The following is a 26,611-nucleotide window of genomic DNA, read 5'->3' on the forward strand; positions in this document are numbered from 1 at the left end:
AGGCGCCTCGAGGCGCCTTTTTCATGGGCTAGAGCCAGCGGTTACTGGTTGACGCCGGCCTGCTGCTGCAGCGGCTGGCGTTGCGACAGGATCAGGCGACCGTCCTTGCCCACCGGGATCTGAGCCCCCGGATCGTGATCCATGCGCACCTGGTTCACACGACCGTCCAACCGGTACTGAACGTCATAGCCGACCACCTTCTCGCTGGTCTCGTGCACGGTGTTGCAGCGGGTTTCGGTGGCGGTGTAGGTGTCGCTGTTCTGTATATGCTCCTGCACCTTGTTACCCGCATAACCGCCGCCCACGGCGCCAGCCACGGTCGCGATCTTCTTGCCGTTGCCGCCACCGACCTGGTTGCCCAGCAGGCCACCCGCCACCGCGCCGAGCACGGTGCCAGCGATCTGGTGCTGGTCCTGGACGGGCCGTTGGCGGGTCACGGCGACATCCTTGCAGACTTCGCGCGGGGTCTTGATGGTCTCCTTGACAGGCTGTACCGCGAGCACCTCGGCGTATTCCGGGCCATTGCCCACAAAGCTGTAGGTTGCGACGGCACCACCGGCGGTTACACCGACCGCACCCAGCACTGCGCCGACGAGCATCGACTTGTTCACATGGACCTCCTGGTTTCACTCCGGGCTTTCGCCCTATGCCCTGCCTTGGATTACACGCATTCACCCAAGTTCCTACAGACCAACCAGCGAAGCAGCCAGTGGGATGCCTTTCACAAAGCCAGAAACGAGAAAGGCCCGCTTGCGCGGGCCCTTCCGATGAAGCACACCTGCTGTCAGGGGCGCTCATCCACTTCGGCAGTCGCGGCCGGCGGAATGAGGTCCTCAGTGGTCAGTTTCAGCCAAATAAGCACCGGTGCGCTGATGTAGATGGAGGAGTAAGTCCCCACCACGACGCCCACCAGCAGCGACAGGGCAAAACCATGCAGGCTGTCACCACCGAACAGCAGCAGCGCCAGCAGGGCAAGCGCCGTTGAGGAGGAAGTGGCGATAGTACGCAGCAGCGTCTGAGTGCAGGACACGTCGATGTTCTCGATCAGGTCCGCCTTGCGCAGCACCCGGAAGTTCTCGCGGATGCGGTCGAAGATGATGATGGTGTCGTTGAGCGAGTAACCGATCATCGCCAGCACCGCCGCCAGCACCGTCAGGTCGAACGGCACCTGGAAGAACGCCAGGATGCCCAGGGTGACGATCACGTCGTGGATCAGCGAAGCCACCGCACCGACGCCGAACTTCCATTGGAAGCGGAAGCCGAGGTACAGCAGGATGCCGCCCAGCGCCAGGAGCATGGCCAGGCCACCCTGGTCACGCAGCTCCTCACCTACTTGCGGGCCGACAAACTCGACGCGCTTGACGGTGAACTGGGTGTCGGCGTCGATCTTGCGCAGCGAAGCCGCCACCTGGTTACCCAGTTGCGGGTCTTCGCCGGCGAGGCGGACCAGCACGTCGGTGGTGGCGCCGAAGCTCTGCACCACGGCATCGCGGTAACCGGCCTGCCCCAGCTCTTCCTTGATGCGCTCCAGGTTGGCCGGCTTCTCGTAGGACAGCTCGATCAGCGTGCCGCCAGTGAAGTCCAGGCCGAAGTTCAGCCCCTTCATGAACAGGCTGCCGATGCCGATCAGGCTGATGACGACGGTGATGGCGAACGCGAGGTTGCGGATCGCCATGAAGCGAATGGTTGACTTGATCATGGCTGCCTCAGATCCACAGTTTCTTGAAGTTGCGGCCACCGAAGATCAGGTTGACCTGGCCTCGGGTGAACATGATCGCGGTGAACATCGAAGTGACGATACCCAGCGACATGGTGACGGCGAAGCCCTTGATCGGCCCGGTACCGAGGGCGAAGAGGATGCCGCCCACCAGCAGGGTGGTCAGGTTGGAGTCGATGATCGCGGTGTAGGCACGATCGAAGCCTTCCTGGATCGCACGCTGCACACTCATTCCGTTGGCCAGCTCCTCACGTATCCGCGAGAAGATCAGCACGTTGGCGTCCACCGCCATGCCCAGGGTCAGGACGATACCGGCGATGCCCGGCAGAGTCAGGGTGGCACCGATCACCGACATCAGACCGACCAGCAGCACCAGGTTGAATGCCAGGGCCACGGTGGCCAGCACACCGAAGAAGCGGTAGATGGCAATGATGAACAGCGACACGAAGATCATCGCCCACTCGGTGGACTCGATGCCCTTGACGATGTTCTCGGCACCCAGGCTCGGGCCAATGGTGCGTTCTTCAGCGAAGTACATTGGCGCAGCCAGACCGCCGGCACGCAGCAGCAGGGCCAGCTCGGAGGACTCGCCCTGGCCGTTCAGGCCAGTGATACGGAACTGGCTACCCAGCGGCGACTGAATGGTCGCCAGGCTGATGATCTGCTTCTCTTCCTTGAAGCTCTGGACTTCGACTTCCTTCTCGACGCCGTCGACCATCTGCTTCACGTAGCGGCTCTGCGGGCGCTGCTCGATGAAGATCACCGCCATGCTGCGGCCCACATTGTTGCGGGTGGCGCGGTTCATCAGTTCGCCGCCATGGCCGTCGAGACGGATGTTCACCTGCGGGCGGCCATTCTCGTCGTAGCTCGCCTGGGCATCGGTCACCTGGTCACCGGTGATGATCAGGCTGCGCTCCAGCGGCACGGGCGGACGCCCCGGCTCGCGGAACTCGAAGGACTCGGTGCTGGCCTTGTTGGCATCGGCCGCAGCCGCCAGGCGGAATTCGAGGTTGGCGGTCTTGCCGAGAATACGCTTGGCTTCGGCGGTGTCCTGCACGCCGGGCAGCTCCACCACAATACGGTTGGCACCCTGGCGCTGGACCAGCGGCTCGGCGACGCCCAGCTCGTTCACACGGTTGCGAACGGTGGTGAGGTTCTGCTTGAGGGAGTATTCGCGGATCTCGGTGATCTTGGCCTGAGTCAGGGTGAGGGTCAGAACCTGCTGGTCGCCGCGCTCGCCGGTCTTCAGGTCGAAGTCGTTGAAGGTCTTGCGGATCAGGGACTGGGCCTTGTCCAGGCTGTCCTGGTCGCTGAAGCCCAACTGGAAGCCATTGTCGACGCCCGGCAAGCTGCGGTAACGCACGCGCTCTTTGCGCAGCAGGGTGCGGACTTCGCCTTCGTAGATCTTCAGGCGTGAGGTCAGGGCCTTTTCCATATCCACTTCCAGCAGGAAGTGCACACCACCGGAGAGGTCGAGGCCAAGCTTCATCGGTGTGGCACCCAGGCTGCGCAGCCACTGGGGCGTGGTAGGGGCCAGGTTGAGGGCGACCACGTAGTCGTCGCCCAGCGCACGGCGGATGGCATCCTTCGCCGGAAGCTGGTCGGCCAGCTTGGTCAGGCGGAACAGGCCACCACGCTCACTGATGCTGGAACTCTTGACCTCGATGCCTGCTTCCTTCAGCGCCGCCAGCGCGCGGTCCACATCGGGCTGCTGGATCTTCAGCGCGGTGCTGGTGCCGGAAATCTGGATCGCCGGATCATCGGGGTAGAGGTTGGGTGCGGAATAGATGAGGCCGACGGTGAGGACCGCCAGGATCAGCAGGTACTTCCACAGGGGATATTTGTTGAGCATGACACCGCCCGTTATGACGCGGGGCGCCCAAGGCGCCCCGTGAATGGTGAAGATGAATCGTTAGATGGCTTTCAGCGTGCCTTTCGGCAGAGTCGCGGCGATAGCGACCTTCTGGATCTTCAGCTCGACGGTGTCGGAGACCTCGATGACCACGAAGTCATCGGAAACCTTGACCACCTTGCCGGCGATGCCGCCGGAGGTGACCACTTCGTCACCTTTCTGCAGGCCGGAGAGCAGGTTCTTGTGCTCCTTGGCGCGCTTGGATTGGGGGCGCCAGATCATCAGGTAGAAGATGACCAGGAAACCGATCAGGAAAACCCACTCGAAGCCGGTGCCGGCAGGACCTGCGGCGGCCGGAGCGGCTGCGTCGGCGTAGGCGGCGGGGATCAGAAAGCTCATGTAGCACTCCTGTTGCGGAAGTTTGAAAGTGTTCGGCCTTGGGAAATGCGGCGTTAGCAGTCCAGGGGCGGTGTCGGTAGTCCGCGCCGGGCATAGAAGGCATCGACGAAGTCGGCCAATTTACCCTGTTGAATAGCCTCGCGCAAACCAGCCATCAGGCGCTGGTAATGCCGCAAGTTGTGGATTGTATTCAACATGCTGCCGAGCATTTCGCCGCATTTATCCAGATGGTGGAGATAAGCCCTTGAGAAGTGTTTGCAGGTGTAACAGTCGCAGCCGGGCTCGAGCGGCGAGTCATCGTGACGGTGAACAGCATTGCGGATTTTCAGCACGCCGGTGTCGATGAACAGGTGGCCATTGCGCGCGTTGCGGGTAGGCATCACGCAGTCGAACATATCGACGCCACGGCGTACGCCTTCCACCAGATCCTCGGGCTTGCCCACGCCCATCAGGTAGCGCGGCTTGTCCGCCGGCAGGTGCGGCGGGAGGAAGTCGAGCACGCGGATCATCTCTTCCTTGGGTTCGCCCACCGACAGGCCGCCGATGGCCAGGCCGTCGAAGCCGATTTCCAGCAGGCCTTCGAGGGAACGCAGGCGCAGCTCTTCGTGCATGCCGCCCTGGACGATGCCGAACAGCGCGGCGGTGTTTTCGCCATGGGCAGCCTTGGAACGCTTGGCCCAGCGCAGCGACAGCTCCATGGAACGCTTCGCGGTGTCGAAGCCCGCCGGGTACGGGGTGCATTCGTCGAAGATCATCACGATGTCGGAGCCCAGGTCACGCTGGACCTGCATGGACTCCTCAGGCCCCATGAACACCTTGGCGCCATCCACCGGCGAGGCGAAGGTCACGCCCTCTTCCTTGATCTTGCGCATCGCCCCCAGGCTGAATACCTGGAAGCCGCCGGAGTCGGTGAGGATCGGCCCCTGCCACTGCATGAAGTCATGCAGATCACCATGGCGCTTAATCACTTCGGTACCCGGGCGCAACCAGAGGTGGAAGGTGTTGCCGAGGATGATCTGCGCCCCGATGCCTTCGATATCACGCGGCAGCATCCCCTTCACCGTGCCGTAGGTGCCTACGGGCATGAAGGCGGGCGTCTCGACCACGCCACGGGGAAAAGTCAGGCGCCCGCGGCGGGCCTTGCCCTCGGTGGCGAGCAGTTCGAAACTCATGCGGCAGGTGCGCGTCATGCGAGGTCCTCGGGCCCGCGCGGAGCGGGGTTGCGGGTGATGAACATGGCATCACCGTAACTGAAGAAGCGATAGCCCTGCTCCACCGCCGCCCCGTAGGCGGCCATGGTCTCCGGGTAGCCGGCGAAGGCCGAGACCAGCATCAGCAGGGTGGATTCGGGCAGGTGGAAGTTGGTGACCAGGGCATCCACCACATGGAAGGGCCGCCCGGGGTACAGAAATATGTCGGTGTCGCCACTGAAGGGCTTGAGCTGACCATCGCGCGCGGCGCTTTCCAGCGAACGCACGCTGGTGGTGCCGACGGCGATCACGCGCCCGCCGCGCGCCCGGCAGGCGGCAACGGCATCCACCACGTCCTGCTTCACCTCAAGCCATTCGCTGTGCATGTGGTGGTCCTCGATGCGCTCCACCCGTACCGGCTGGAAGGTACCGGCCCCCACATGCAGGGTGACGAAGGCGCGCTCGACCCCCTTGGCGGCGATGGCGTCCAGCAGGGCTTGGTCGAAATGCAGGCCCGCAGTGGGCGCCGCGACGGCACCGGCGTGCTGCGCGTACACCGTCTGGTAGCGCTCGCGGTCGGCGTCCTCGTCAGGGCGATCTATATAGGGAGGCAACGGCATGTGCCCGACCCGCTCAAGCAGCGGCAGCACCTCTTCGGCGAAGCCCAGCTCGAACAGCGCATCATGGCGAGCCAGCATGGTGGCTTCGGCGCCGCCGTCGATGAAGATCGTCGAGCCCGGCTTGGGCGACTTGCTCGAACGTACGTGAGCCAGCACGCGGTGACTGTCCAGCACACGCTCCACCAGGATCTCCAGCTTCCCGCCCGAAGCCTTCTGCCCGAACAGGCGCGCCGGGATCACCCGGGTGTCGTTGAACACCATCAGATCGCCAGGGCGAAGGTAGCCGAGCAGATCGGAAAAGCCACGGTGGGCGATTTCGCCGCTGGTGCCATCGAGCACGAGCAAGCGACTGGCGCACCGCTCGCTCAGCGGGTGGCGGGCGATCAGGTGTTCAGGAAGGTCGAAATTGAAATCGGCAACGCGCATGGTGGATCGTCTCAGAGGGGCGCGAATAGTAGCGGAATTAGGCAAATCTGACCACGCAGGCGGATTGACCGCCCCAGGCGCCCTCCCTATACTGCGCCGCCATCGTGCCCCGGTGGCGGAATGGTAGACGCGGCGGATTCAAAATCCGTTTCTGGCGACAGAGTGAGAGTTCGAGTCTCTCCCGGGGCACCACGATCCTTAGGTCGCAAGACCACCTCCCCTCGTATCAATTCGTCCTTATCTGCGCTGTTCAGCGTTCCCCGAACGACATGTCGTCGCTTGCGCACATGCCGCGTCGAAACTCGCCTGCACGGGGGATTGGCAGCCCCGGACAGTTAGCGTAGAGTGTGTAGCACTGTGTTTGCATGGGTCGCTGTTGAATCGTGACCTGATGCAGTAGATCCGACAGATCCGCTACATCCCGCTCGACTTCTCTTACTCTTTGCAACCAGTTCCTAGCCCTCAGCCCAATGTCGGGCAGAGGCTGAAAATCAACTCCAGTTCCAAGGAAATTGAGACATGTCGAATCGTCAAACCGGCACCGTTAAGTGGTTCAACGACGAGAAGGGCTTTGGCTTCATCACCCCCGAGAGCGGTCCGGATCTGTTCGTACACTTCCGCGCCATCGAAGGCAGCGGCTTCCGCAGCCTGAAGGAAGGCCAGAAGGTCACCTTCGAAGCCATCCAAGGCCAGAAAGGCATGCAAGCTGACAAAGTCCAGATCCTGGCCTAAGTCGCTGCAAGAAAACCCCTGATGCCTCATCAGGGGTTTTTTTATGTCCGCGTTTCGGTGCCTGCCCTTAGAATGCGGCGTCTTCACATGTGACAAGGGCCCTCCATGCCGAAACACATCCTGCGCCCGGAAGGCGATTTCCCCACAGCCGGGGCCGTTCGCCGCTTCGCCGCCATCTTCTATGACTTCCTGCTCAGCGTTGCCCTGCTGATGGTGGTCACCCTCTTTTACCAACAGGCCATCCTGCGCTCGATTTACGGCGGCGAGCGCCTGCGGGAAATGGCCGAGCAAGGCCTGCTGGCCCACGACCCGGTCCTGTCCACAGTGCTGTTCTTCAGCCTGTTCGCATTCTTCGCCAAGTTCTGGACCCACAACGGCCAGACCCTTGGCATGCAGGTGTGGGGCGTACGCATCCAGAATCGCGATGGCTCGGCGGTCAGCCTCTGGCAAGCCCTGCTGCGCTTCGTGGTCGCCATGGGCTCCTGGCTCTGCTTCGGCCTCGGCTTCCTGTGGATGCTCTGGGACAAGGAGAAGCGTACCTGGCACGACCGCTACTCGGAGAGCATCGTGGTGCAACTCCCCAAGAGCGCTCACAAGAAGTAGCGAACATGAAAAAGCCGGCTCCAAGCCGGCTTTTTCATGAGCGACCCGATCAGCCAGCCCGGCGCAACAGCCAGATACCAGCCAACGCACAGATGCCCGCAGGGATCAGCACCGCAAGGAATGGCGGGAATCCGAACACCAGGCTCGATGGCCCCAGCAGGTCCTGACTGATACGCACCACGAAACCGATGACCACACCGGTGAAGATGCGCTGCCCCAGGGTCACCGAGCGCAGCGGCCCGAAGATGAAGGAAATCGCCATCAGCACCAGCGCCCCCGTCACCAGCGGCTGCAACAGCTTGGTCCAGAAGGCCAGCCAATAGCGGCTGCTGTTGAGGCCCTGTGCGGTCAGGTAGTGCACGTAACTCCACAGGCCACTGATGGAGAGCGCCTCGGGCTCCATCACCACGGTACTGAGCAACTGCGGATTGAGCTGGATGTCCCAGCGCTCGTTGCTCGCATCCACCACCTCAGTGTGATCACCGCGGAAGTGAGTGGTGGTCACGTCCTCCAACTGCCAGTGATCACCCTGGTACAGCGCACGCCGGGCGAAGCTCGCAGCCTGCATGCGCCGCTCGCCGTCGAATTCGTAGCGGGTCACGCCATAGAGCACACCATTGGGCTGCACAGCATTGATGTGCACGAACTCATTGCCCTGGCGATGCCACAGCCCCCGCTTGGAGGTCTGGGCCTCGCCACCGCCCTGGGCCAGGGCACGGTTGGCCTGGGCCAGATTTTCGCTCCAGGGCGCCACGTATTCACCCAGCAGGATGCCCGCCAGCATCAACACCAGCAGCGGCTTCATCACCGCCCAGACGATGCGACCGATGGAAACGCCAGCCGCCCGCATGATGGTCAACTCACTGCTGCTGGCCAGGGTACCGAGGCCGATCAGACTGCCGATGAGCGCCGCCATGGGCAGCATCTCGTAGGCACGGCGCGGCGCAGTGAGCAGCACATAGCAGATGGCGTCCATCAGGGTGTAGTTGCCCTTGATGTCGCCCAGCTCATCGATGAAGGCGAACAGCAGCGCCAGGCTGATGATCACACCCAGCACCGCCAGGATGCCGAAGAACACACTGGTACCGATGTACCTGTCCAGCTTAGCCATGGGCCACCTCACGAGCAGAACGACGGGCGGCCCATTTCAGACGGAGCGGTTCCCAGTAAAGCAACAGCAGCCCCACGCCCAGGAAGATGCCATGCACCCACCACAAGCCAAGGGCCATCGGGATCTTGCCCTTGTCGAGCTGGCCACGGGCGGCAATCAGCATCGACAGGTAAGCCATATAAAGGAGGATCGCCGGCAGCAGCTTGAGGAAGCGCCCCTGGCGCGGATTCACCCGCGACAACGGCACTGCCAGCAGGGTCACCACGAACACCAGCATCGGAATGGACAGACGCCACTGCAGCTCGGCCTGGTAACGCGGGTTGTCGCTACCCAGCAGGTCGCGGGTCGGGATCGCCTCGCGCTCACCGATCTCGGCACTGATCTCCGGCTTCGGCAGGAGGATGCCGTAGGTCTCGTACTTGATGGCGCGGTAATCGGCCTTGCCCGGGTTGCCGTCGTAGCGGTAACCGTTCTCCAGGATCAGGTAGCGGCTGCCGTCCTCGTGGATGACTTGGCGCCCGCTCTCGGCCACCAGCACGCCGATGCCCTGCTCCTTGCTATCCTGGGACAGGCGCTTCTCGGAGATGAACACCCCGCCCAGCTCGCCGCGGTCCGCCGACAGGCTCTCGGTATAGGTCACCCGATCACCGCTTTTGAGGGTCTGGAAACGGCCCGGCACCAATGTGTCGAACTCGGTCAGCGCGTCCTGCTGATTGAGGATGCGCCCCACTGCAGTCACACCCTGAGGCGCCAGGCCCAGGCTAAGCCAGGCCACCATCAGCGCGACCAGTGCAGCCGGCGCCAGGCTATACGCCACCAGGCGCTGCTGGCTCATGCCGGTGGCAGACAGCACCGTCATCTCGCTGTCCAGGTAGAGCCGGCCGTAGGCCAGCAGGAAGCCGAGGAACAGGCCGAGCGGCAGGATCAGCTGGAGGAAGCCCGGTATGCGGTAGCCCATGATCAGGAACAGCACGCCAGGGTCCAGGGCACCCTGCGCCGCCTGGGCCAGGTACTTGATGAATCGACCGCTCATGATGATCACCAGCAACACGGCGCTCACCGCGCTGAGGGTCACCAGGACTTCGCGGGACAGGTAACGGAAGACGATCAAACCAGACACTCCAGGGTTGTCAGGCTCAGGCGGCTACGCTCAAACTAGCCGCTTTGTGGCCGGCACGCCCGAACGGGCACGCCACGGAAAATGGCCGGCATTATATCCTGCAATCCCGACTCTTTGTCTTGGGGACATCACATGGAATTCCTCGTCAAAAGCGCACGCCCGGAAACCCTGAAGACCGCCACACTGGTGGTCGCCGTTGGCGAAGGCCGCAAGCTCGGCACCGCAGCCAGCGCGCTGGACACCGCCACTGGCGGCGCCATCGCCACCCTGCTCAAGCGCGGCGACCTGGCCGGCAAGGTCGGTCAGACCCTGCTGCTGCACAGCTTGCCCAACCTGAAGGCCGACCGCGTACTGCTGGTCGGCGTCGGCAAGGAGCGCGAGCTGACCGACCGTCAGTTCCGCAAGGTGACCGCTGCCGTCGGCAGTGTGCTCAAGGGCCTGGGTGGCAGCGATGCCGTGCTCACCCTCGGTGAACTCAAGGTCAAGGGCCGCGACGCCTACGGCAAGGCCCGCCTGCTGGTGGAGACCCTGGCCGACGGCAGCTACCGCTTCGACCGCTTCAAGAGCACCAAGGCCGATGCCCCCGCCCTGAAGAAGATCACCCTGCTGGCCGAGAAGGCCGAGCAAGCCGACGTCGAGCGCGGCAGCCTGCACGCCCGCGCCATCGCCACCGGCATGGCCTACACCCGCGACCTGGGCAACCTGCCGCCGAACCTCTGTCACCCCAGCTTTCTCGCCGAGGAAGCCAAGGCCCTGGCCAAGGCCCACAAGAACCTCAAGGTCGAGGTGCTGGACGAGAAGAAGCTCAAGGAGCTCGGCGCCGGCGCCTTCCTCGCCGTCGCACAGGGCAGCGAGCAGCCACCGCGGATGATCGTGCTCAACTACCAGGGCGGCAAAAAGGACGACAAACCCTTTGCCCTGGTCGGCAAGGGCATCACCTTCGACACCGGCGGCATCAGCATCAAGCCCGCCGCCGGCATGGACGAGATGAAGTACGACATGTGCGGCGCCGCCAGCGTCTTCGGCACCTTCCGTGCCGTGCTGGAGCTGCAACTGCCGATCAACCTCGTCGGCCTGCTGGCCTGCGCCGAGAACATGCCCAGCGGCGGCGCCACCCGCCCCGGCGACATCGTCACCACCATGAGCGGCCAGACCGTCGAGATCCTCAACACCGACGCCGAAGGCCGCCTGGTGCTGTGCGACACCCTCACCTACGCCGAGCGCTTCAAGCCCCAGGCCGTGATCGACATCGCCACCCTCACCGGCGCCTGCATCGTCGCCCTGGGCGCCAACACCTCCGGCCTGATGGGCAACAACGACGCCCTGGTGAAGCAGATCCTCAAGGCCGGCGAGTACGCCGACGACCGCGCCTGGCAACTGCCGCTGTTCGAGGAATACCAGGAGCAACTGGACAGCCCCTTCGCCGACATCGCCAACATCGGCGGGCCCAAGGCCGGCACCATCACCGCCGGCTGCTTCCTGTCGCGCTTCGCCAAGAAGTTCCACTGGGCCCACCTGGACATCGCCGGCACCGCCTGGGTCAGCGGCGGCAAGGACAAGGGCGCCACCGGCCGCCCGGTCCCGCTGCTCACCCAGTACCTGCTCGACCGTCTCTGATCCACTGCGACACCTCCCGGCGCCCCAGGCGCCGGGCCTCTTTCCAGGAACACCGAAATGACCCGCGTCGAGTTCTACGTCCTGTCCACCAGTACCCCGGCAGACCGCCTGCGCGCCGCCTGTCAGCTGGCCGGCAAGGCCTGGCGCCACGGCATGCCGGTGTTCGTCCGCTGCGCAGACGACGCCCAGGGCCAGGCCCTGGACGAACTGCTCTGGCAGTTCCGCGCCGAGACCTTCATCCCCCACGCCCAACACGGGGAAGACCCGCACGCCCCGGTGGTCATCGGCCGGGACCAGCAGCCCGGCGCCAGCCAGGGCCTGCTGATCAACCTCGACCCGACCCTCTCGCCCCACCTCGGCCACTTCAGCCGGGTCATCGAGATCGTCAACCAGGAGCCAGCCCTGCTTGCCGCCTGCCGGGAGAATTTCCGCACCTACCGGCAGCGGGGCTATGATCCCAAACGAGTCGAACTCTGAGCCGCACCATGGACAACCCCAGCCAGCCTCCCCGCCCGGCCCACCTGCTGGACGACCTCGAGTCCATCCGCGCCCTGCTCGATGAACACACCAGCAGCGAGCCGCCCCTGCTCACCGAATCGGTAGACCCTGCCAGCATCCCCCTGCTGTCCGAGATCGTCGAACCGCCGCCGTTCAGCCTCAGCCCGGCGCCCCAAGCCGCCCAGCCGGCGACACCCACCACCCCGCGCCCGGCACCCGCGCCCGTGAAGGCCGCCGCTCCCGTACCGCCCGTCGCCCCGGCGCCTGCAGCGCCCAGTGCCGCCCAGCCCTCCGTGCGCGCCGGCGTCGAAGCCGCCACGCAAACCCAGCTCGATCGCCTGGACAGCGAGCTGCGCGCCGCCGCCCAACTGATCCTGCAGGACGTCATCGACGACTTCGTCCCGCAGATCGAAGCCGAGCTCAAGCGCCGCCTCAACGCCCGCCTCACCCGCCTGCTCCCCCAACTGCCGCGACGCAGCTGACCGCCTGCGTAGCGGCCTTTGGCCGCCTGGGTTTTGCCCGTTATACTCGGCGGCTTTCCGATCAGTTGCCGACACGGTCCCGCCGCACACATGGACAAGACCTACCAGCCCCACGCCATCGAAACTTCCTGGTACCAGACCTGGGAGAAGAACAACTACTTCGCCCCGCAAGGTTCCGGCGAGCCCTACACCATCATGATCCCGCCGCCGAACGTCACCGGCAGCCTGCACATGGGCCACGGCTTCAACAACGCGATCATGGATGCGCTGATCCGCTTCCGCCGCATGCAGGGCCGCAACACCCTGTGGCAGCCCGGCACCGACCACGCCGGCATCGCCACCCAGATGGTGGTGGAGCGCCAACTGGCCGCCCAGGGCATCAGCCGCCATGACCTCGGCCGCGAGCAGTTCCTCGACAAGGTCTGGGAATGGAAGGAACAGTCCGGCGGCACCATCACCCGCCAGATCCGCCGCCTCGGCTCCTCCGTCGACTGGTCGCGCGAGCGCTTCACCATGGACGACGGCCTCTCCGAAGCGGTCAAGGAAGCCTTCGTCCGCCTGCACGAAGACGGCCTGATCTACCGCGGCAAGCGCCTGGTCAACTGGGACACCAAGTTCCACACCGCCATCTCCGACCTCGAAGTGGAGAACCACGACGAGAAAGGCCACCTGTGGAACCTGCGCTACCCCCTGGCCGACGGCAAGAAGACCGCCGAAGGCAACGGCTACCTGATCGTCGCCACCACCCGCCCGGAAACCATGCTGGGTGACAGCGCCGTCGCCGTGCACCCGGAAGACGAACGCTACAAGGCCCTGATCGGCAGCTTCGTCGAACTGCCCCTGGTCGGCCGCCGCATCCCCATCGTCGCCGACGAGTACTGCGACCCCGAGTTCGGCACCGGCTGCGTCAAGATCACCCCCGCCCACGACTTCAACGACTACGAAGTCGGCAAGCGCCACGACCTGCCGCTGATCAACATCTTCGACAAGAACGCCGCCGTGCTCGCCACCGCCCAGGTGTTCAACCTCGACGGCAGCGTCAACGACAGCCTCGACGCCACCCTCCCGGCCCAGTTCGCCGGCCTCGACCGCTTCGAAGCACGCAAGCAGGTCGTCGCCGCCTTCGAACAGCTCGGCCTGCTGGAGAAGATCGAAGACCACGCCCTCAAGGTGCCCAAGGGCGACCGTTCCGGCACCGTCATCGAACCCTGGCTGACCGACCAGTGGTACGTCTCCACCAAGCCCCTGGCCGAACCGGCCATCGCCGCCGTGGAAGATGGCCGCATCCAGTTCGTGCCCAAGCAGTACGAGAACATGTACTTCTCCTGGATGCGCGACATCCAGGACTGGTGCATCAGCCGTCAGCTCTGGTGGGGCCACCGTATCCCCGCCTGGTACGACGAAGCCGGCAACGTCTACGTCGGCCGCGACGAGGCCGAAGTCCGCGCCAAGTACAACCTCGGCGACCAGCCGCTGCGCCAGGACGAAGACGTCCTCGACACCTGGTTCAGCTCCGGCCTGTGGACCTTCTCCACCCTCGGCTGGCCGGAACAGACCGAATTCCTCAAGACCTTCCACCCCACCGACGTCCTGGTCACCGGCTTCGACATCATCTTCTTCTGGGTCGCCCGCATGATCATGCTGACCATGCACCTGGTGAAGAACGAGGACGGCACCCCGCAGGTTCCGTTCAAGACCGTCTACGTCCACGGCCTGGTGCGCGACGGCCAGGGCCAGAAGATGTCCAAGTCCAAGGGCAACGTCCTCGACCCGCTGGACATCGTCGACGGCATCACCCTCGACGCCCTGCTGGAGAAACGCACCAGCGGCATGATGCAGCCCAAGCTCGCCGAGAAGATCGCCAAGCAGACCCGCATCGAGTTCCCCGACGGCATCAACAGCTTCGGCACCGACGCCCTGCGCTTCACCTTCTGCTCGCTTGCCTCAACCGGCCGTGACATCAAGTTCGACATGGGCCGCGTCGAGGGCTACCGCAACTTCTGCAACAAGCTGTGGAACGCCGCCAACTTCGTCATCGAGAACACCGACGGCCAGGACACCGGCATCAACGGCGAAGCCGTCGACCTCTCCTCCGTCGACCGCTGGATCATCAGCCAGCTGCAGCGCACCGAAGCCGAAGTCACCCGCCAGCTCGACGCCTTCCGCTTCGACCTGGCCGCCCAGGCCCTCTACGAGTTCGTCTGGGACGAGTACTGCGCCTGGTACCTCGAACTGGTCAAGCCCGTGCTCTGGGACGAGAACGCCCCCATCGAGCGCCAGCGCGGCACCCGCCGTACCCTGGTGCGCGTACTGGAGGTCATCCTGCGCCTGGCCCACCCGTTCATGCCCTTCATCACCGAAGAGATCTGGCAGCGCATCAAGGGCCAGGCCGGCGTCAGCGGCGACACCCTCATGCTGCAACCCTGGCCGGTGGCCAACGAAAGCCGCATCGACGCCGCCGCCGAAGGCGACATCGAATGGGTCAAGACCCTGATGCTCGGCGTGCGCCAGATCCGTGGCGAAATGAAGATCTCCATGGCCAAGCGCATCGACATCATCGTCGCCAACACCAATGCCGAAGACCTGCGCCGCCTGGCCGACTTCGAGCCCCTGCTGAACAAGCTGGCCAAGCTCGAATCCGTCCGCGTCCTGGCCAACGACGAAGAAGCCCCCATGTCCGCCACCGCCCTGGTGGGTGACATGCAGGTGCTGGTGCCCATGGCCGGCCTGATCGACAAGGACGCCGAACTGGCGCGCCTGGACAAGGAAATCCAGCGCCTGGACGGCGAGGTCAAGCGCGTCGGCGGCAAGCTCGCCAACGAAGGCTTCGTCGCCAAGGCCCCGGCCGAGGTGCTCGAAAAGGAGCGCGCCAAGCTGGCCGAGGCCCAACAGGCCCTGACCAACCTCACCGAGCAGCGCGGGCGCATCGCCAGCCTGTGATGCACAAGAGCCCGCCCATCGACAGATCGGCGGGCTTTTCATTACCCGCTTTCCCGTTCACTGCAGAAAGGACTTCCCCATGTACGCGCTGATGGCCCTGCTGTTCATCGCCGGTTACCTGTGCATCGCCCTGGAGCACCCGCTCAAGGTCGACAAGGCTGCCTCCGCCCTGATCACCGCCGTACTCTGCTGGACCGTCCTGGTCCTCGGCATCGACAGCATCGCCCCCGGCCTGGCCCAGGGTGAACACGGCGTCAGCGGCGAACTGCGCCACCACCTGGGGGAAATCTCCGAGATCCTGTTCTTCCTGCTCGGCGCCATGACCATCGTCGAACTGGTCGATGCCCACGAAGGCTTCAAGGTCATCACCGACCGCATCCAGACCCACAAGCGCGTCACCCTACTGTGGATGATCGGCTTCATCACCTTCTTCCTCTCCGCCGTGCTGGACAACCTCACCACCACCATCGTCATGGTGTCCCTGCTGCGCAAACTGATCCGCCACCAGCACGAGCGCTGGTTCTACGCCGGCATCGTGGTGATCGCCGCCAACGCCGGCGGCGCCTGGTCCCCCATCGGCGACGTCACCACCACCATGCTCTGGATCGGCCACCAGATCAGTGCCAGCGGCATCATCGTCAGCCTGTTCATCCCCAGCCTGGTGTGCCTGCTGGTGCCCCTCGCCGTCCTCAGCTTCATCCTCCGCGGCGAATTCCAGCGCCCCGACGACGAAGCCGATGCCGCCGAGCACGACCCCACCACCCCCTTCGAGCGCAACCTGGTGTTCGCCCTCGGCCTCGGCGCCCTGCTCTTCGTCCCGGTGTTCAAAGGCATCACCCACCTGCCGCCGTACATGGGCATCCTCCTCGGCCTTGGCGTCCTCTGGGTCGTCACCGAATGGCTGCACCGCGGCAAGCATGACGAAGACAAGCACCCGCTCTCGGTGATCGGCGTCCTGCGGCGCGTCGACACCCCCAGCATCCTGTTCTTCCTCGGCATCCTCCTGGCCGTCTCCAGCCTCGCCACCGCCGGCCACCTCAACCAGGTCGCCGCCGCCCTCAAGGACAGCCTCGGCAACGTCTACGCCATCAACATCGCCATCGGCCTGCTGTCCTCCGTGGTCGACAACGTGCCTCTGGTGGCCGGCGCCATGAAGATGTACCCGCTGGCCACCCCCGAAGCCGTCGCCGCCGCCGGCGACCAGGCCGGCTGGCTCGGCCAATTCGTCGTCGACGGCACCTTCTGGGAACTGCTCGCCTTCTGCGCCGGCACCGGCGGCAGTTGCCTCATCATCGGCTCCGCCGCCGGCGTCGCCGCCATGGGCATGGAGCGCATCGACTTCATCTGGTACCTCAAGCGCATCAGCCTCCTGGCCCTGCTCGGCTACCTCGCCGGCGCCGCCACCTACATCGGCCTCGCCCAGCTCTGAAGGGAACGACACGGATGTCCAGCCCGATCCAGCTGCAATTCGAATCCACCCTGCCCATCACGGCAGAGACCGCCTGGCGCTGGATCACCGACGTCGACCTGCTACGCGCGGAAATGCGCCCCTGGCTGCGCATGAGCGTCCCGCCCGGCATCCGCTCCCTCGACGACCTCACCCTCGTACCTGGACGCCCCCTGTTCACCAGCCGCCTCTGGCTGCTCGGCTGCCTGCCCATGGGCCATTCCCACCTCACGCTGGAATCCCTCGAACCCAGCCACGGCTTCGTCGAAGCCTCCCCCATGACCGGCATGCGCCTGTGGCGCCACGAACGCACCCTGCACGCCGTCGAAGGCGGCGTGCGGCTCTGCGACCGTTTGACCTTCGAGCCGCGCCTGGCCGCTACGCTGGTTCGCACCCTTACCCGTTTCTTCTTCAATCAACGCCACCGGGTACTCCGGCACCGAGCCACCGCCACGGATTAGCGCCCCAGCCCCTGGCCCGACGCCCCTCGCCTGCCTCGACAAGGACCTGCCATGGAAACCAGCAAGACCCGCACCAGCTTCTACCGCCGCCTCTACGTCGCCTGGCTGATCGACAGCGGCACCGCCACCAGCGTCCCCGCGCTGATGGAGGCCACCGGCATGCCCCGCCGCACCGCCCAGGACACCCTCGCCGCCCTCGCCGAACTGGACATCGACTGCCGCTTCGACCAGGCCGAAGGCGCGCGCAACAACAGCGGCCACTACCGCATCCACGACTGGGGCCCCATCGACCCGTCCTGGATCGACGCCAACCTGAGCCCGATCAAGGCGGTGCTCGGCTATCCCTGACAAGCTGCCGCCGCGTCAGAAACAGGAAGCCCCGCGTGAACAACGACCTGCTGATGGTCCTCGGCCTGCTGGCCGGCGCCGTCACCCTCTTCGCCCTCAACCGCCCGCGCATGGACGTGGTCGCCCTGCTGGTGCTCGTCGCCCTGCCCCTCACCGGCGTGCTCGACACCAGCGAAGCCCTGTCCGGCTTCAGCGACCCCAACGTGGTGCTGATCGCCGCCCTGTTCATCATCGGCGACGGTCTGGTGCGCACCGGCATCGCCTACCGCCTGGGGGACTGGTTGGTGGCCAGGGCCGGCAGCAGCGAAACGCGCCTGCTGGTCCTGCTGATGCTGGCCGCTGCCGGGCTCGGCTCGGTGATGAGTTCCACTGGCGTGGTCGCCATCTTCATCCCGGTCGCCCTCGGCGTCGCCTCGCGCCTGCGCATTCCGCCGGGCCGGCTGATGATGCCGCTGGCCTTCGCCGGGCTCATCAGCGGCATGCTCACCCTGGTGGCCACCGCCCCCAACCTGGTGGTCCACGCCGAACTCAAGCGCGCCGGTCTGGAGGGCTTCGGCTTCTTCAGCATGACCCCGGTGGGGCTCGCCGTACTGGTCCTCGGCATCGGCTACATGCTGCTGGTACGCCGCTGGCTCACCCCACGGGGCGAAGACGGCAACGCCAATGCCCCACGCCTGACCCTTGCCGACCTCGCCCGCGCCTACCGCCTGGACGAGCGCGAGCGACGCCTGCGGGTGCGCGCCGACTCGCCCCTGGCCTGCCAGGCCCTCAACGAACTGGAACTGCGCAGCCAGTACGGCATCAACGTCATCGCAGTGGAACGCCAGCGGCGCTTCCGCACCCTGCTGTTGATGGCCACCGGCGACACCCAGCTGGCGCCCGGCGACGTGCTGCTGGTGGACCTGGCCAGCCCCGCCATCGGCCTGCTCGGCGCCTACCAGCAACTGGGGCTGGAACCCATGCCCCTGGCCGACTCCTACTTCAGCCTGCACGCCCACCAGCTCGGCCTGGCCGAAGTGGCGATGCCGCCGGAATCCCAACTGCCGGGCAAGACCATCCAGGAACTGGGCTTCCGCACCCGGCACAAACTCAACGTGGTCGGCCTGCGCCGGAGCGGCAAGGCCCTGGAAGGGGTGCTGGTGGACGAGAAGCTCAAGGCCTCCGACACCCTGCTGGTGGCCGGCGAATGGCGGGCCATCCACCGCCTGCAGGGGCTGAGCCGCGACTTCCTGGTGCTCAGCCTGCCGGCCGAGGTGGACGAGGTCGCCCCCACCGCGCGCAAGGCGCCCTACGCCCTGCTCAGCCTGGGGGTGATGATCGCGCTGATGGTGTCCGGACTGGTGCCCAACGTGCTCGCTGCCCTGATCGGTTGCCTGCTGATGGGCGCCTTCCGCTGCATCGACCTGGACAGCGCCTACCGCGCCATCCACTGGCCGACCCTGGTGCTGATCGTCGGCATGCTGCCCTTCGCCACCGCCCTGCAACGCACCGGCGGCATCGACTTCGCCGTACAGGGGCTGGTCGCCCTGCTCGGCAACGCCGGGCCCTACGCCATGCTGGCCAGCCTGTTCGCCGTCACCGCGCTGATCGGCCTGTTCATCTCCAACACTGCCACCGCCGTGCTCATGGGCCCGGTGGCCATCGCCACCGCACAGCAACTGGGTGCCTCACCGCTGCCCTTCGCGCTGATCGTCGCCCTCGCCGCCTCGGCCGCCTTCATGACGCCGATCTCCTCCCCGGTGAACACCCTGGTGGTCGGCCCCGGACACTACCGCTTCGGTGACTTCGTGAAGATCGGCGTGCCCTTCACCCTCTTGGTGATGCTCGTCAGCGTGGTGCTGGTGCCCTGGCTATTCCCGCTCTGAGCGGGCAGCCCGTCAGGCCGTGCGCAGGAAGAAGCGCTTGGTGGCGCGGCGCAGCCAGTTGGACTCGGCCGCCAGGCGGGTGAGGTTCTCGCGCACCGCGCCCACGTAGTCGCGGTCGTCGTTGAGGATGTGGTTGAACAGCCAGCGGCCCAGCAGGGACTTCAGCTCATCGGCCACGTCCTCGCCCCGTGCGAAGCGCTCGCGATACTCCCCCACCCGGCGGATGAACAGTTCGTGCACACGCTTGTGGGCACGGGTGAAGGCGTAGCCGGCCTCCTCCATCATCGATTCCTCGAAGGCGAAGTGGGACAGGGTGTAGTCCACCAGCTCCTCGATCACCGTGGCGACGACCCCGGCATCCGCCCGGAGCTGCGCCTCGTGGAGCTGGTTGATCATGTCGACGATGCGCCGGTGCTGGTCATCGATCACGCCGATGCCACTGTCCAGCTCGTCACGCCATTGAAGAAAAGCCATGGTGTCCTCCTGATCTCACGGTCTGCCCGACAACCTAAGCGGGCCGCCCTCCTCGCCCCATGACACGCATCAACAGAGTTCCCCTCGCCAGGGCGTTGCACGACAGAACAGGTGCTTCCCACAAGGCACCGGCTGCGCATCCGACCGCTGACTTCAGCCCCCAGCCGTGGGAAAATCCCGCGCCCAACCCCAGCCGACAGCCGCCCCATGCCCCAGCCGCACAAACGCCCCCGCACGCCTGAAGCCCAGGCCGGCAAGGGCGCCCTGCACCCGCGCAATCGTCACCAGGGCCGCTACGACTTTCCCGCGCTGATCGCCGGCAGCCCCGAGCTGGGCGCCTTCGTCATCACCAACCCCTACGGCAAGCCGAGCATCGACTTCGCCAACCCCGACGCGGTGAAGGTGTTCAACCGGGCCCTGCTCAAGCAGTTCTACGGCATCCGCCAGTGGGACATCCCCGCCGGCTACCTGTGCCCGCCGATCCCCGGGCGTGCCGACTACCTGCACCACCTGGCCGACCTGCTCGGCGCCGCCCACGACGGTGTCATCCCCCAAGGCCCCGGCCTGCGCGGGCTGGACATCGGCGTCGGGGCCAACTGCGTCTACCCGCTGATCGGCCACCACGACTACGGCTGGCGCTTCGTCGGCGCCGACATCGACCCGCAGTCATTGGATTCCGCTGCCGCCATCCTCGCCGCCAACCCGCGCTTCGGCGACGCCATCGAACTGCGTCGCCAGGCCGATCCCCGGCACATCTTCCAGGGCCTGGTGCAGGCGGACGAACGCTTCGACTTCACCCTCTGCAACCCGCCCTTCCACGCCTCCCTGGACGAAGCCCGCAGCGGCAGCACCCGCAAGTGGAAGAACCTCGGCAAGCAGGACCCGAGCCGCCAACTGCCGGTGCTGAACTTCGGCGGCCAATCCAACGAGCTGCATTGCGAAGGGGGCGAAGCCGCCTTCATCGCCCGCCTGGCCGACGAGAGCGCCGCCTTCGCCCAGCAGGTGTTCTGGTTCAGCACCCTGGTCTCCAAGGTCGGCAACGTCGCCCCCCTGCAGGAGCGCCTCAAGGCCCTCGGCGCCACCGACATCCGCGTGGTGCACATGGCCCAGGGCCAGAAGCAGAGCCGCTTCGTCGCCTGGACCTACCTGGAGAAGACCCAGCGCCGCGCCTGGCGCAAGGCACGCTGGCCATAGGGTGGACGTCGCTTTTCACGTCCACCAGCGGCGTTACCGGCCACATCGACGGTGGACCGGTAAAGCGCGGTCCACCCTACACACGGCTGGGGCTCCGGTTTTCCCGGGCTGAAGCCCGGGCTACAGGGTTCGACCACGAACAGCCCGCGTAAAAGCCTGCTGCCCGTAGGGTGGACGTCGCTTTTCACGTCCACCAGCGGCGTTACCGGCCACATCGACGGTGGACCGGTAAAGCGCGGTCCACCCTACACACGGCTGGGGCACCGTAGCCCGGACTTCAGTCCGGGAACCCATGCACACCTCCCCGGGCTGAAGCCCGGGCTACAGGGCTCGACCACGAACGTTCCGCGCAACGGCCTGCTCTAGCCGTAGGGTGGGCTTCAGTCCACCAATGAAAGCTCCGCGTGGGCTGAAGCCCACCCTACGGACAACCCCGCCCAGCTACACGGCGAAACGTGGCTCCAGCCGGCTGTAGCCCATGCCGACGCCCTTGTGCACCTTGAGTTGCACGGGGATGCGTTCCTTGAGGGCTTCGACGTGGCTGATGACGCCGATCATCTTGCCGCTGGCGTTGAGGGCATCCAGGGCGTCGAGGGCGATTTCCAGGGTCTCGCCGTCGAGGGTGCCGAAGCCTTCGTCGAGGAACAGCGAGTCGATGCTGGTCTTGTGGCTGACCAGGTCGGAGAGCGCCAGGGCCAGCGCGAGGCTGACCAGGAAGCTCTCGCCGCCGGAGAGGGTGCGGCAATCCCGGGCGACGTCGCCCTGCCAGGTGTCCAGGACCTCCAGCTCCAGTTCGCCCTCGGCCTTGCGTGCCAGCTGGTAGCGCCCATGCAGGCGCTGCAGCTGGCGGTTGGCCAGGTGCACCAGGTGATCCAGGGTCAGGCCCTGGGCGAAGCGCCGGTACTTGGCGCCGTCGGCGGCGCCGATGAGGCTGTTGAGGCGCTGCCAGAGGTCGTAGGCGGCGGTCTGCCGCTCGATCTCGGCGAACAGCGCCTGCTGCCCTTCGCGACGCTGGGCATCGGCGACCAGCAACCCACGGACCCCGCCCTGGCGCTGGGCGAGGCCACGGCGCTCCGCCTGCACGGCCTGCAACTGTTCGTCGAGCTGGGCCAGGGTCTGCTCGGTTTGCGGCGCCACCAGCAGCGCATCCAGGGCCTCCCGGGCCGAGGCTTCCAGGGCCCGGGCTTCGGTGGCGGCCTTGTCCAGGCGGGCCTGGAGGGCCAGCAGCCGGTTGCGGGTGTCTTCGTCCAGCAGGGCCGCCCGGTACTGCGCCTCGTCAGCGAAGGGGCTGTGGGCCAGGGCCTGTTCCCAGGCGCTGCGCTGGGCGTCGAGGGAAACACGGGCGGCCTCGCCTTGCTCGACCAGGGTGTGTTCGCGCCCGACCAGGGCCTGGCTGCGCTCCTGGGCCAGCGCCAGCCGCTGCTCGGCCTGCTCCAGGGCGGCGACAGGGTTGTCCACAGGGGCCAGAGCCTCGCCATCGGCCTGGCCGAGTTCGCGCCAGCGCTGCTGCCAGCGGCTGGCGACGCTTTCGGCCGCCTGCAGCTCCACTCCCAGCGCCTGCTCATCCCGCTCCAGGCGTTGTTGCAGGGCCTGGGCCTCGCGCCAGGTCCGGGCTTCGGCCTCACGCTCGCTCAACCAGCCTTCGCCATCCTCGGGCAGGGCGTAGCCAAGTGCTTCCAGGGCCGCACGCAGCTCCGCTTCCTGGCGAACCTGCTGCGCCTGGAGCTGGCCCAGGTGCTCGGTGTTCTCCGCTTCGCGGCGGCGCAGGGCGTCCTGCTCCTGCACGGCCAGGGCGAGGTTCTGGGCGGCCACCTGTTGCTGCCGCTGCGCCTGCACATGCCGGGTACGGGCGTTTTCCAGGGCCTGCTTGAGGCTGTCCAGCTCACCCAGGCTGCGCTGCAGGGCGGCCAGGTCCGCCTGTTGCTGCGCCTGGGCCGCCTCCACCGCCTGGGCATCGGCCAGTGGCCGGCCCAGTGCCGTGCACAGCTGCTGCCACTGGGCCTGCAGCTGTTGCAATTCATCCTGCAGGCGCTGGGCATCCTGCTGGCGCTGGCGCAGTTGCGCCTCCAGGGCGGCCAGTTCGTCGCGCAGTGCCTCGCCGCGCTCGCGCACCTGGTCCTGCTCGGCGCGCTTGGCTTGCAGGGCACGCTGGGTCTCCGAGGTGTCCAGCGCGCCATAGGCCTCGACGGCCGGGTGTTCGCAGGAGCCGCACAGCGGGCAGGCCTCCCCCGGCTGCAGGGCAGCGCGGTGGGCCTCCAGCTTGAGGATGCGCTGCTCCTGTTCCAGCAGCTTTTCCTTGTCCTGGATCTGTTGCTTGAGGTCGGTGAACTGCAGGCGCAGGGCATCCCGCGCCGCCGCCTTTTCCGCCTGGGCGTGGCTGTCGGCGTCGATGCCGGCCTGTGCCTCGGCCAGTTGGTGCACCAGGCGCGTGCGTGTGTCCGCCAACTGCTGCAAGCGGGTGAGCTGGTGGCCCTGGTCGCTGAGGCGCTGCCAGCGATCACGCAACGCGGCTTCGGACTCACCGGCCAGCACGGTGGCCAGGGCAGCCTGGGATTGCGCGTCGTCGGCGCGGGCCCGCTCCAGGTGCTGGTCGCTGTCAGCCAGCGTGGCCTGGAGGCCGGCGATGCGCTGCGCCATGCGCTCCGCGTCCTGCTGGTCCTGCTGCTGGCGGGCCAGCGACTGGGCGATGGCCTGGGCCAGGTTGCGGCGCGCACCGAACTGCTCGCGCCAGGCACCCAGGCGCTCGCCCAGCAGGCCGTGCTGCGGGTTGGCCGCCAGTTGCGCCTCCACCTGCCGCCTCTGCCCGGCCAGGGCCTCGCATCGGGCAGCCAAGGCTGTCGCCTGCTGCTGGCTGTAGCCGCGCGCCCTCCACAGGCCGTCGGCCACCTCGCGGGCGGCCTCGGCCTTCTGTTCACGCACCTGTGCCAGGGCCGCCACGGCTTCGGCAGCGGCCTGCTCGGCACGCTGCCAGTCACGGTGGGCACTGCGCAGGCGCTCGGCCGGCTCGCTGGCCGCCAGTTGCTGCAGCTCCGGCTCGGCGGCGTCCCGGGCCTGCCGGGCGGTCTCGCCCTGGGCCTGGGCGGCGTGCAGGCGGGCCTCGGCGTTGGCCACCGCCTCGCGCCATTGGCGCTGCCGTTGCAGGGCGTCCTGCAGCTGGCTGAGGGCAGCTTCGCGGGGGTCGAGGGCGGCGAGTTCGTCCTGCAGGCCCTGGCGCTGCGCGTCGTCGAGCAGTTCGACGCCCTCGGCGCGGGCGCGGGTCTGCTCCAGGGCTGCCTTGGCTTCGCGGGTAGACTCGAACACCCGCTGGGAGATCAGCCCGTACACCTCGGTGCCGGTCAGCTCCTCCAGCAACTCGGCGCGCTGGTTGGCACTGGCTTCAAGGAAGGCGGCGAACCCACCCTGGGCCAGCAGCATGGACTTGGTGAAGCGCTCGAAATCGAGCCCGGTGAGGCTTTCAGTCTGCTTGAGCTTGTCGTTGATCTTGTCGGTGAGGATCTCCCCATCGGCGATGCGCGCCAGCTCCACCTTGGGCGGCTGCAGCCCGCCGTCCACCTTGTCGCGGGCCCGGCGCTGGCTCCAGAAGGCGCGGTAGCCCACGCCCTTCACCTCGAACTCCACCTCGGCCAGGCAGTCGGCGGTGTGCCGCGTCATCAGTTCGTTGGCCGAGGCGGAGACGCTGCTCATGCGCGGCGTGCGGTGGTAGAGCGCCAGGCAGATGGCGTCCAGCAGGGTGGTCTTGCCGGCACCGGTGGGGCCGGTGATGGCGAACAGGCCGTTGCCGGCGAAGGGCTCGGCGGTGAAGTCGATCTTCCACTCGCCCTTGAGCGAGTTGAGGTTCTTCAGGCGCAGGCTGAGGATTTTCATGCGGGGGTCGTGCTCATCCGGGAAGCCGGCATTCTGTCATCCCCGCGCGCCCGTGCCGACCCGCATCCGCACCCGCGCAGCGGCCCTGCCCCATTGGCCTGCCAAAGCCGTACACTCGCCGACTTCCTGCCAGACCATCCACAGGCCACGCCATGGCGACACGTTTCGAGCTGGACACCCTGAAGATGCGTATCGCCCAGGCCGAGCTGCAGCCCCTGGACCTGCACCAGCGCATCCAGCGGGTGCTGCAGGGGCTGATCCTCGACGGCACCCTGGCCCCCGGCCTGCGCCTGCCGGCCACGCGCAGCCTGGCCACTGCCCTGGGGGTGGCCCGCGACACGGTGGAGAACGCCTACGTGCAGCTCCAGCGCGACGGCTACATCGCCCGCCAGCAGGGCTCGGGGAGCTTCGTCTCCGACAGCCTCGGCCAGCGTCTGCGCGGCGCCCCCGCCCAGCGCCGGGCGTCCCGCCCTGCCGCCACCCTCGCCACCCTCGCCACCCCGACCAGCGGGCTGAGCCGCCGCGGCGAGGCCATCCTCGCCAGCGGCGGCATCCAGGACCACCGGCAGGTGCGCGCCTTCGCCACCGGCCTGCCGGAGACCCGCTCCTTCCCCCTCGCCACCTGGACGCGCCTGCAACGCCAGGCGCAGAAGGACCCGGCCGCCCTGCTGCACGGCGACCCGCAAGGCTGCGAGGCGCTGCGCACGGCCATCGCCACCTACCTGAACCTCGAACGCGGCGCCCGCTGCAGCCCGGACCAGGTGCTGGTGCTGAGCAGCACCCGCCAGGGCCTGTTCCTCTGTGCCCAACTCCTGGTGGACGAGGGCCGCCCGATCCTGCTGGAAGACCCGGGCTACATCGGCGCCCGCCGCGCCTTCGAGGCCGCCGGGACACGGGTGTTGCCGGTCCCGGTGGACGCCAAGGGCCTGAGCACCGAGGCACTGTGGGCCGACCGCAGCGGCGCCAGTTGCGTGTACGTGACGCCGTCGCACCAGTACCCCACCGGCGCCACCCTGCCGTTGCAGCGGCGCCTGGAGCTGATCGGCTGGGCCGCCGAGCGCCGGGGCTGGATCATCGAGGACGACTACGACAGCGAGTTCCACTACGACGGCCTGCCCACCGCCTGCGTCCAGGGCCTGGACGACCAGCAGCGCACCCTCTACCTGGGCACCCTCAGCAAGGCCCTGTACCCCGGCCTGCGCCTGGGCTACATGGTGCTGCCCGCGGCGCTGGTGCCCGCCTTCACCCACGCCCGCAGCATCATCGACGGCCACAGCCCGCAGGTGCTGCAGCTGACCCTGGCGCGCTTCATGGAGGACGGCCACTACAACGCCCACGTGCGCGCCATGCGCAAGCTCTACGCCCAGCGCCAGGAGGTGCTGGTGGATGCCCTGGAGCGCCACCTGCCAAGCGTGGTCCAGCCCCTGCGCCCGCCAGGCGGCCTGCAACTGCCCTGCCTGCTCGCCGAGGGCTGGACGGAGGCGCGTACCCAGGCGCTCGCGGCCCGTGCCGGGCTGCTGCTGCCGGGGCTCAGTCGGTTGTACCTGGGGGCGGAGAAACGCCAGGGCTGGCTGCTGGGCTATTCGGCCCTCAGCGACCACGAGATCGAAGGGGCGGTGCGGCGCCTGGCCGACGCGCTGGGGGCGTGACG

The 26,611-nt window shown here is 66.8% G+C and carries 22 protein-coding genes and 1 tRNA gene; 13 read left to right on the plus strand and 10 right to left on the minus strand.

Going from position 1 to position 26,611, the window contains the following annotated elements; genetic code table 11:
- Positions 1 to 41: 41 nt before the first annotated feature.
- From A9G05_RS01730 to queA, 6 genes are all read right to left on the minus strand, one after another.
- Complete coding sequence (locus A9G05_RS01730) at positions 42 to 611, minus strand: glycine zipper 2TM domain-containing protein (protein WP_069559335.1); 570 nt, start codon at positions 609 to 611, stop codon at positions 42 to 44.
- 173 nt (positions 612 to 784) lie between these two features.
- Complete coding sequence (gene secF, locus A9G05_RS01735; RefSeq protein WP_069559336.1) at positions 785 to 1,699, minus strand: protein translocase subunit SecF; 915 nt, start codon at positions 1,697 to 1,699, stop codon at positions 785 to 787.
- 7 nt (positions 1,700 to 1,706) lie between these two features.
- Positions 1,707 to 3,569 (minus strand): protein translocase subunit SecD, encoded by a 1,863-nt coding sequence (gene secD, locus A9G05_RS01740; protein ID WP_069559337.1) that lies wholly within the window; start codon positions 3,567 to 3,569, stop codon positions 1,707 to 1,709.
- Between the two features lie 60 nt (positions 3,570 to 3,629).
- Complete coding sequence (yajC, locus tag A9G05_RS01745; protein WP_069559338.1) at positions 3,630 to 3,968, minus strand: preprotein translocase subunit YajC; 339 nt, start codon at positions 3,966 to 3,968, stop codon at positions 3,630 to 3,632.
- A gap of 53 nt (positions 3,969 to 4,021) precedes the next feature.
- Positions 4,022 to 5,140: a tRNA guanosine(34) transglycosylase Tgt gene (tgt, locus tag A9G05_RS01750; RefSeq protein WP_171902696.1), complete on the minus strand. Its 1,119-nt coding sequence runs from the start codon at positions 5,138 to 5,140 to the stop codon at positions 4,022 to 4,024.
- A 14-nt stretch (positions 5,141 to 5,154) separates the two neighbouring features.
- The gene (queA, locus tag A9G05_RS01755) at positions 5,155 to 6,204 is read right to left on the minus strand and encodes a tRNA preQ1(34) S-adenosylmethionine ribosyltransferase-isomerase QueA (RefSeq protein WP_069559340.1); all 1,050 of its coding nucleotides are present in this window, start codon (positions 6,202 to 6,204) and stop codon (positions 5,155 to 5,157) included.
- 106 nt (positions 6,205 to 6,310) lie between these two features.
- On the opposite strand from queA, the gene A9G05_RS01760 reads away from it, so the two are divergent.
- From A9G05_RS01760 to A9G05_RS01770, 3 genes are all read left to right on the plus strand, one after another.
- Positions 6,311 to 6,396: transfer RNA gene (locus A9G05_RS01760), tRNA-Leu, on the plus strand.
- 327 nt (positions 6,397 to 6,723) lie between these two features.
- Positions 6,724 to 6,936, plus strand: coding sequence for a cold-shock protein (locus A9G05_RS01765; protein ID WP_069559341.1), 213 nt, complete (start codon positions 6,724 to 6,726; stop codon positions 6,934 to 6,936).
- Positions 6,937 to 7,041: 105 nt separating this feature from the next.
- Positions 7,042 to 7,539: an RDD family protein gene (locus tag A9G05_RS01770; RefSeq protein WP_069559342.1), complete on the plus strand. Its 498-nt coding sequence runs from the start codon at positions 7,042 to 7,044 to the stop codon at positions 7,537 to 7,539.
- Positions 7,540 to 7,588: 49 nt separating this feature from the next.
- Here A9G05_RS01770 and lptG read toward each other — a convergent pair whose 3' ends face one another.
- The gene (lptG, locus tag A9G05_RS01775; RefSeq protein ID WP_069559343.1) at positions 7,589 to 8,650 is read right to left on the minus strand and encodes an LPS export ABC transporter permease LptG; all 1,062 of its coding nucleotides are present in this window, start codon (positions 8,648 to 8,650) and stop codon (positions 7,589 to 7,591) included.
- A complete protein-coding gene (gene lptF, locus A9G05_RS01780) occupies positions 8,643 to 9,761 on the minus strand; it encodes an LPS export ABC transporter permease LptF (RefSeq protein ID WP_069559344.1) in 1,119 nt (372 codons plus the stop codon). The genes lptG and lptF overlap by 8 nt, the downstream gene beginning before the upstream one ends.
- Before the next feature lie 141 nt (positions 9,762 to 9,902).
- Between lptF and A9G05_RS01785 the strand changes: the two genes are divergently transcribed.
- From A9G05_RS01785 to A9G05_RS01820, 8 genes are all read left to right on the plus strand, one after another.
- Positions 9,903 to 11,387, plus strand: a complete 1,485-nt coding sequence (locus tag A9G05_RS01785; RefSeq protein WP_069559345.1) for a leucyl aminopeptidase — start codon at positions 9,903 to 9,905, stop codon at positions 11,385 to 11,387.
- Between the two features lie 57 nt (positions 11,388 to 11,444).
- Complete coding sequence (locus tag A9G05_RS01790; RefSeq protein WP_069559346.1) at positions 11,445 to 11,864, plus strand: DNA polymerase III subunit chi; 420 nt, start codon at positions 11,445 to 11,447, stop codon at positions 11,862 to 11,864.
- 8 nt (positions 11,865 to 11,872) lie between these two features.
- Positions 11,873 to 12,367, plus strand: a complete 495-nt coding sequence (locus tag A9G05_RS01795) for a DNA polymerase III subunit chi (RefSeq protein WP_069559347.1) — start codon at positions 11,873 to 11,875, stop codon at positions 12,365 to 12,367.
- 90 nt (positions 12,368 to 12,457) lie between these two features.
- Complete coding sequence (locus A9G05_RS01800) at positions 12,458 to 15,307, plus strand: valine--tRNA ligase (RefSeq protein ID WP_069559348.1); 2,850 nt, start codon at positions 12,458 to 12,460, stop codon at positions 15,305 to 15,307.
- Positions 15,308 to 15,386: 79 nt separating this feature from the next.
- Entirely contained in the window at positions 15,387 to 16,736 is a 1,350-nt protein-coding gene (nhaD, locus tag A9G05_RS01805; protein WP_069559349.1) for a sodium:proton antiporter NhaD, read from the plus strand.
- Between the two features lie 14 nt (positions 16,737 to 16,750).
- On the plus strand, positions 16,751 to 17,215 hold the full coding sequence (locus A9G05_RS01810) for a hypothetical protein (RefSeq protein WP_069559350.1): 465 nt from the start codon (positions 16,751 to 16,753) through the stop codon (positions 17,213 to 17,215).
- Positions 17,216 to 17,266: 51 nt separating this feature from the next.
- A complete protein-coding gene (locus A9G05_RS01815) occupies positions 17,267 to 17,563 on the plus strand; it encodes a helix-turn-helix domain-containing protein (RefSeq protein WP_069559351.1) in 297 nt (98 codons plus the stop codon).
- 35 nt (positions 17,564 to 17,598) lie between these two features.
- Positions 17,599 to 19,428 (plus strand): SLC13 family permease, encoded by a 1,830-nt coding sequence (locus A9G05_RS01820; RefSeq protein WP_069559352.1) that lies wholly within the window; start codon positions 17,599 to 17,601, stop codon positions 19,426 to 19,428.
- 12 nt (positions 19,429 to 19,440) lie between these two features.
- Here A9G05_RS01820 and A9G05_RS01825 read toward each other — a convergent pair whose 3' ends face one another.
- Positions 19,441 to 19,902 (minus strand): bacteriohemerythrin, encoded by a 462-nt coding sequence (locus tag A9G05_RS01825; protein ID WP_069559353.1) that lies wholly within the window; start codon positions 19,900 to 19,902, stop codon positions 19,441 to 19,443.
- 174 nt (positions 19,903 to 20,076) lie between these two features.
- Here A9G05_RS01825 and rlmF point away from each other — a divergent pair, with 174 nt between their 5' ends.
- Positions 20,077 to 21,096, plus strand: a complete 1,020-nt coding sequence (rlmF, locus tag A9G05_RS01830) for a 23S rRNA (adenine(1618)-N(6))-methyltransferase RlmF (protein ID WP_371850548.1) — start codon at positions 20,077 to 20,079, stop codon at positions 21,094 to 21,096.
- Positions 21,097 to 21,537: 441 nt separating this feature from the next.
- Here rlmF and A9G05_RS01835 read toward each other — a convergent pair whose 3' ends face one another.
- Positions 21,538 to 24,960 (minus strand): AAA family ATPase, encoded by a 3,423-nt coding sequence (locus tag A9G05_RS01835; protein WP_069559355.1) that lies wholly within the window; start codon positions 24,958 to 24,960, stop codon positions 21,538 to 21,540.
- Positions 24,961 to 25,112: 152 nt separating this feature from the next.
- Here A9G05_RS01835 and A9G05_RS01840 point away from each other — a divergent pair, with 152 nt between their 5' ends.
- Entirely contained in the window at positions 25,113 to 26,609 is a 1,497-nt protein-coding gene (locus tag A9G05_RS01840; protein ID WP_069559356.1) for a PLP-dependent aminotransferase family protein, read from the plus strand.
- The last annotated feature ends 2 nt before the right edge of the window (positions 26,610 to 26,611 follow it).

It is taken from the genome of Pseudomonas sp. ENNP23 (assembly GCF_001728945.1).
Classification (GTDB): Bacteria; Pseudomonadota; Gammaproteobacteria; order Pseudomonadales; family Pseudomonadaceae; genus Metapseudomonas; species Metapseudomonas otitidis.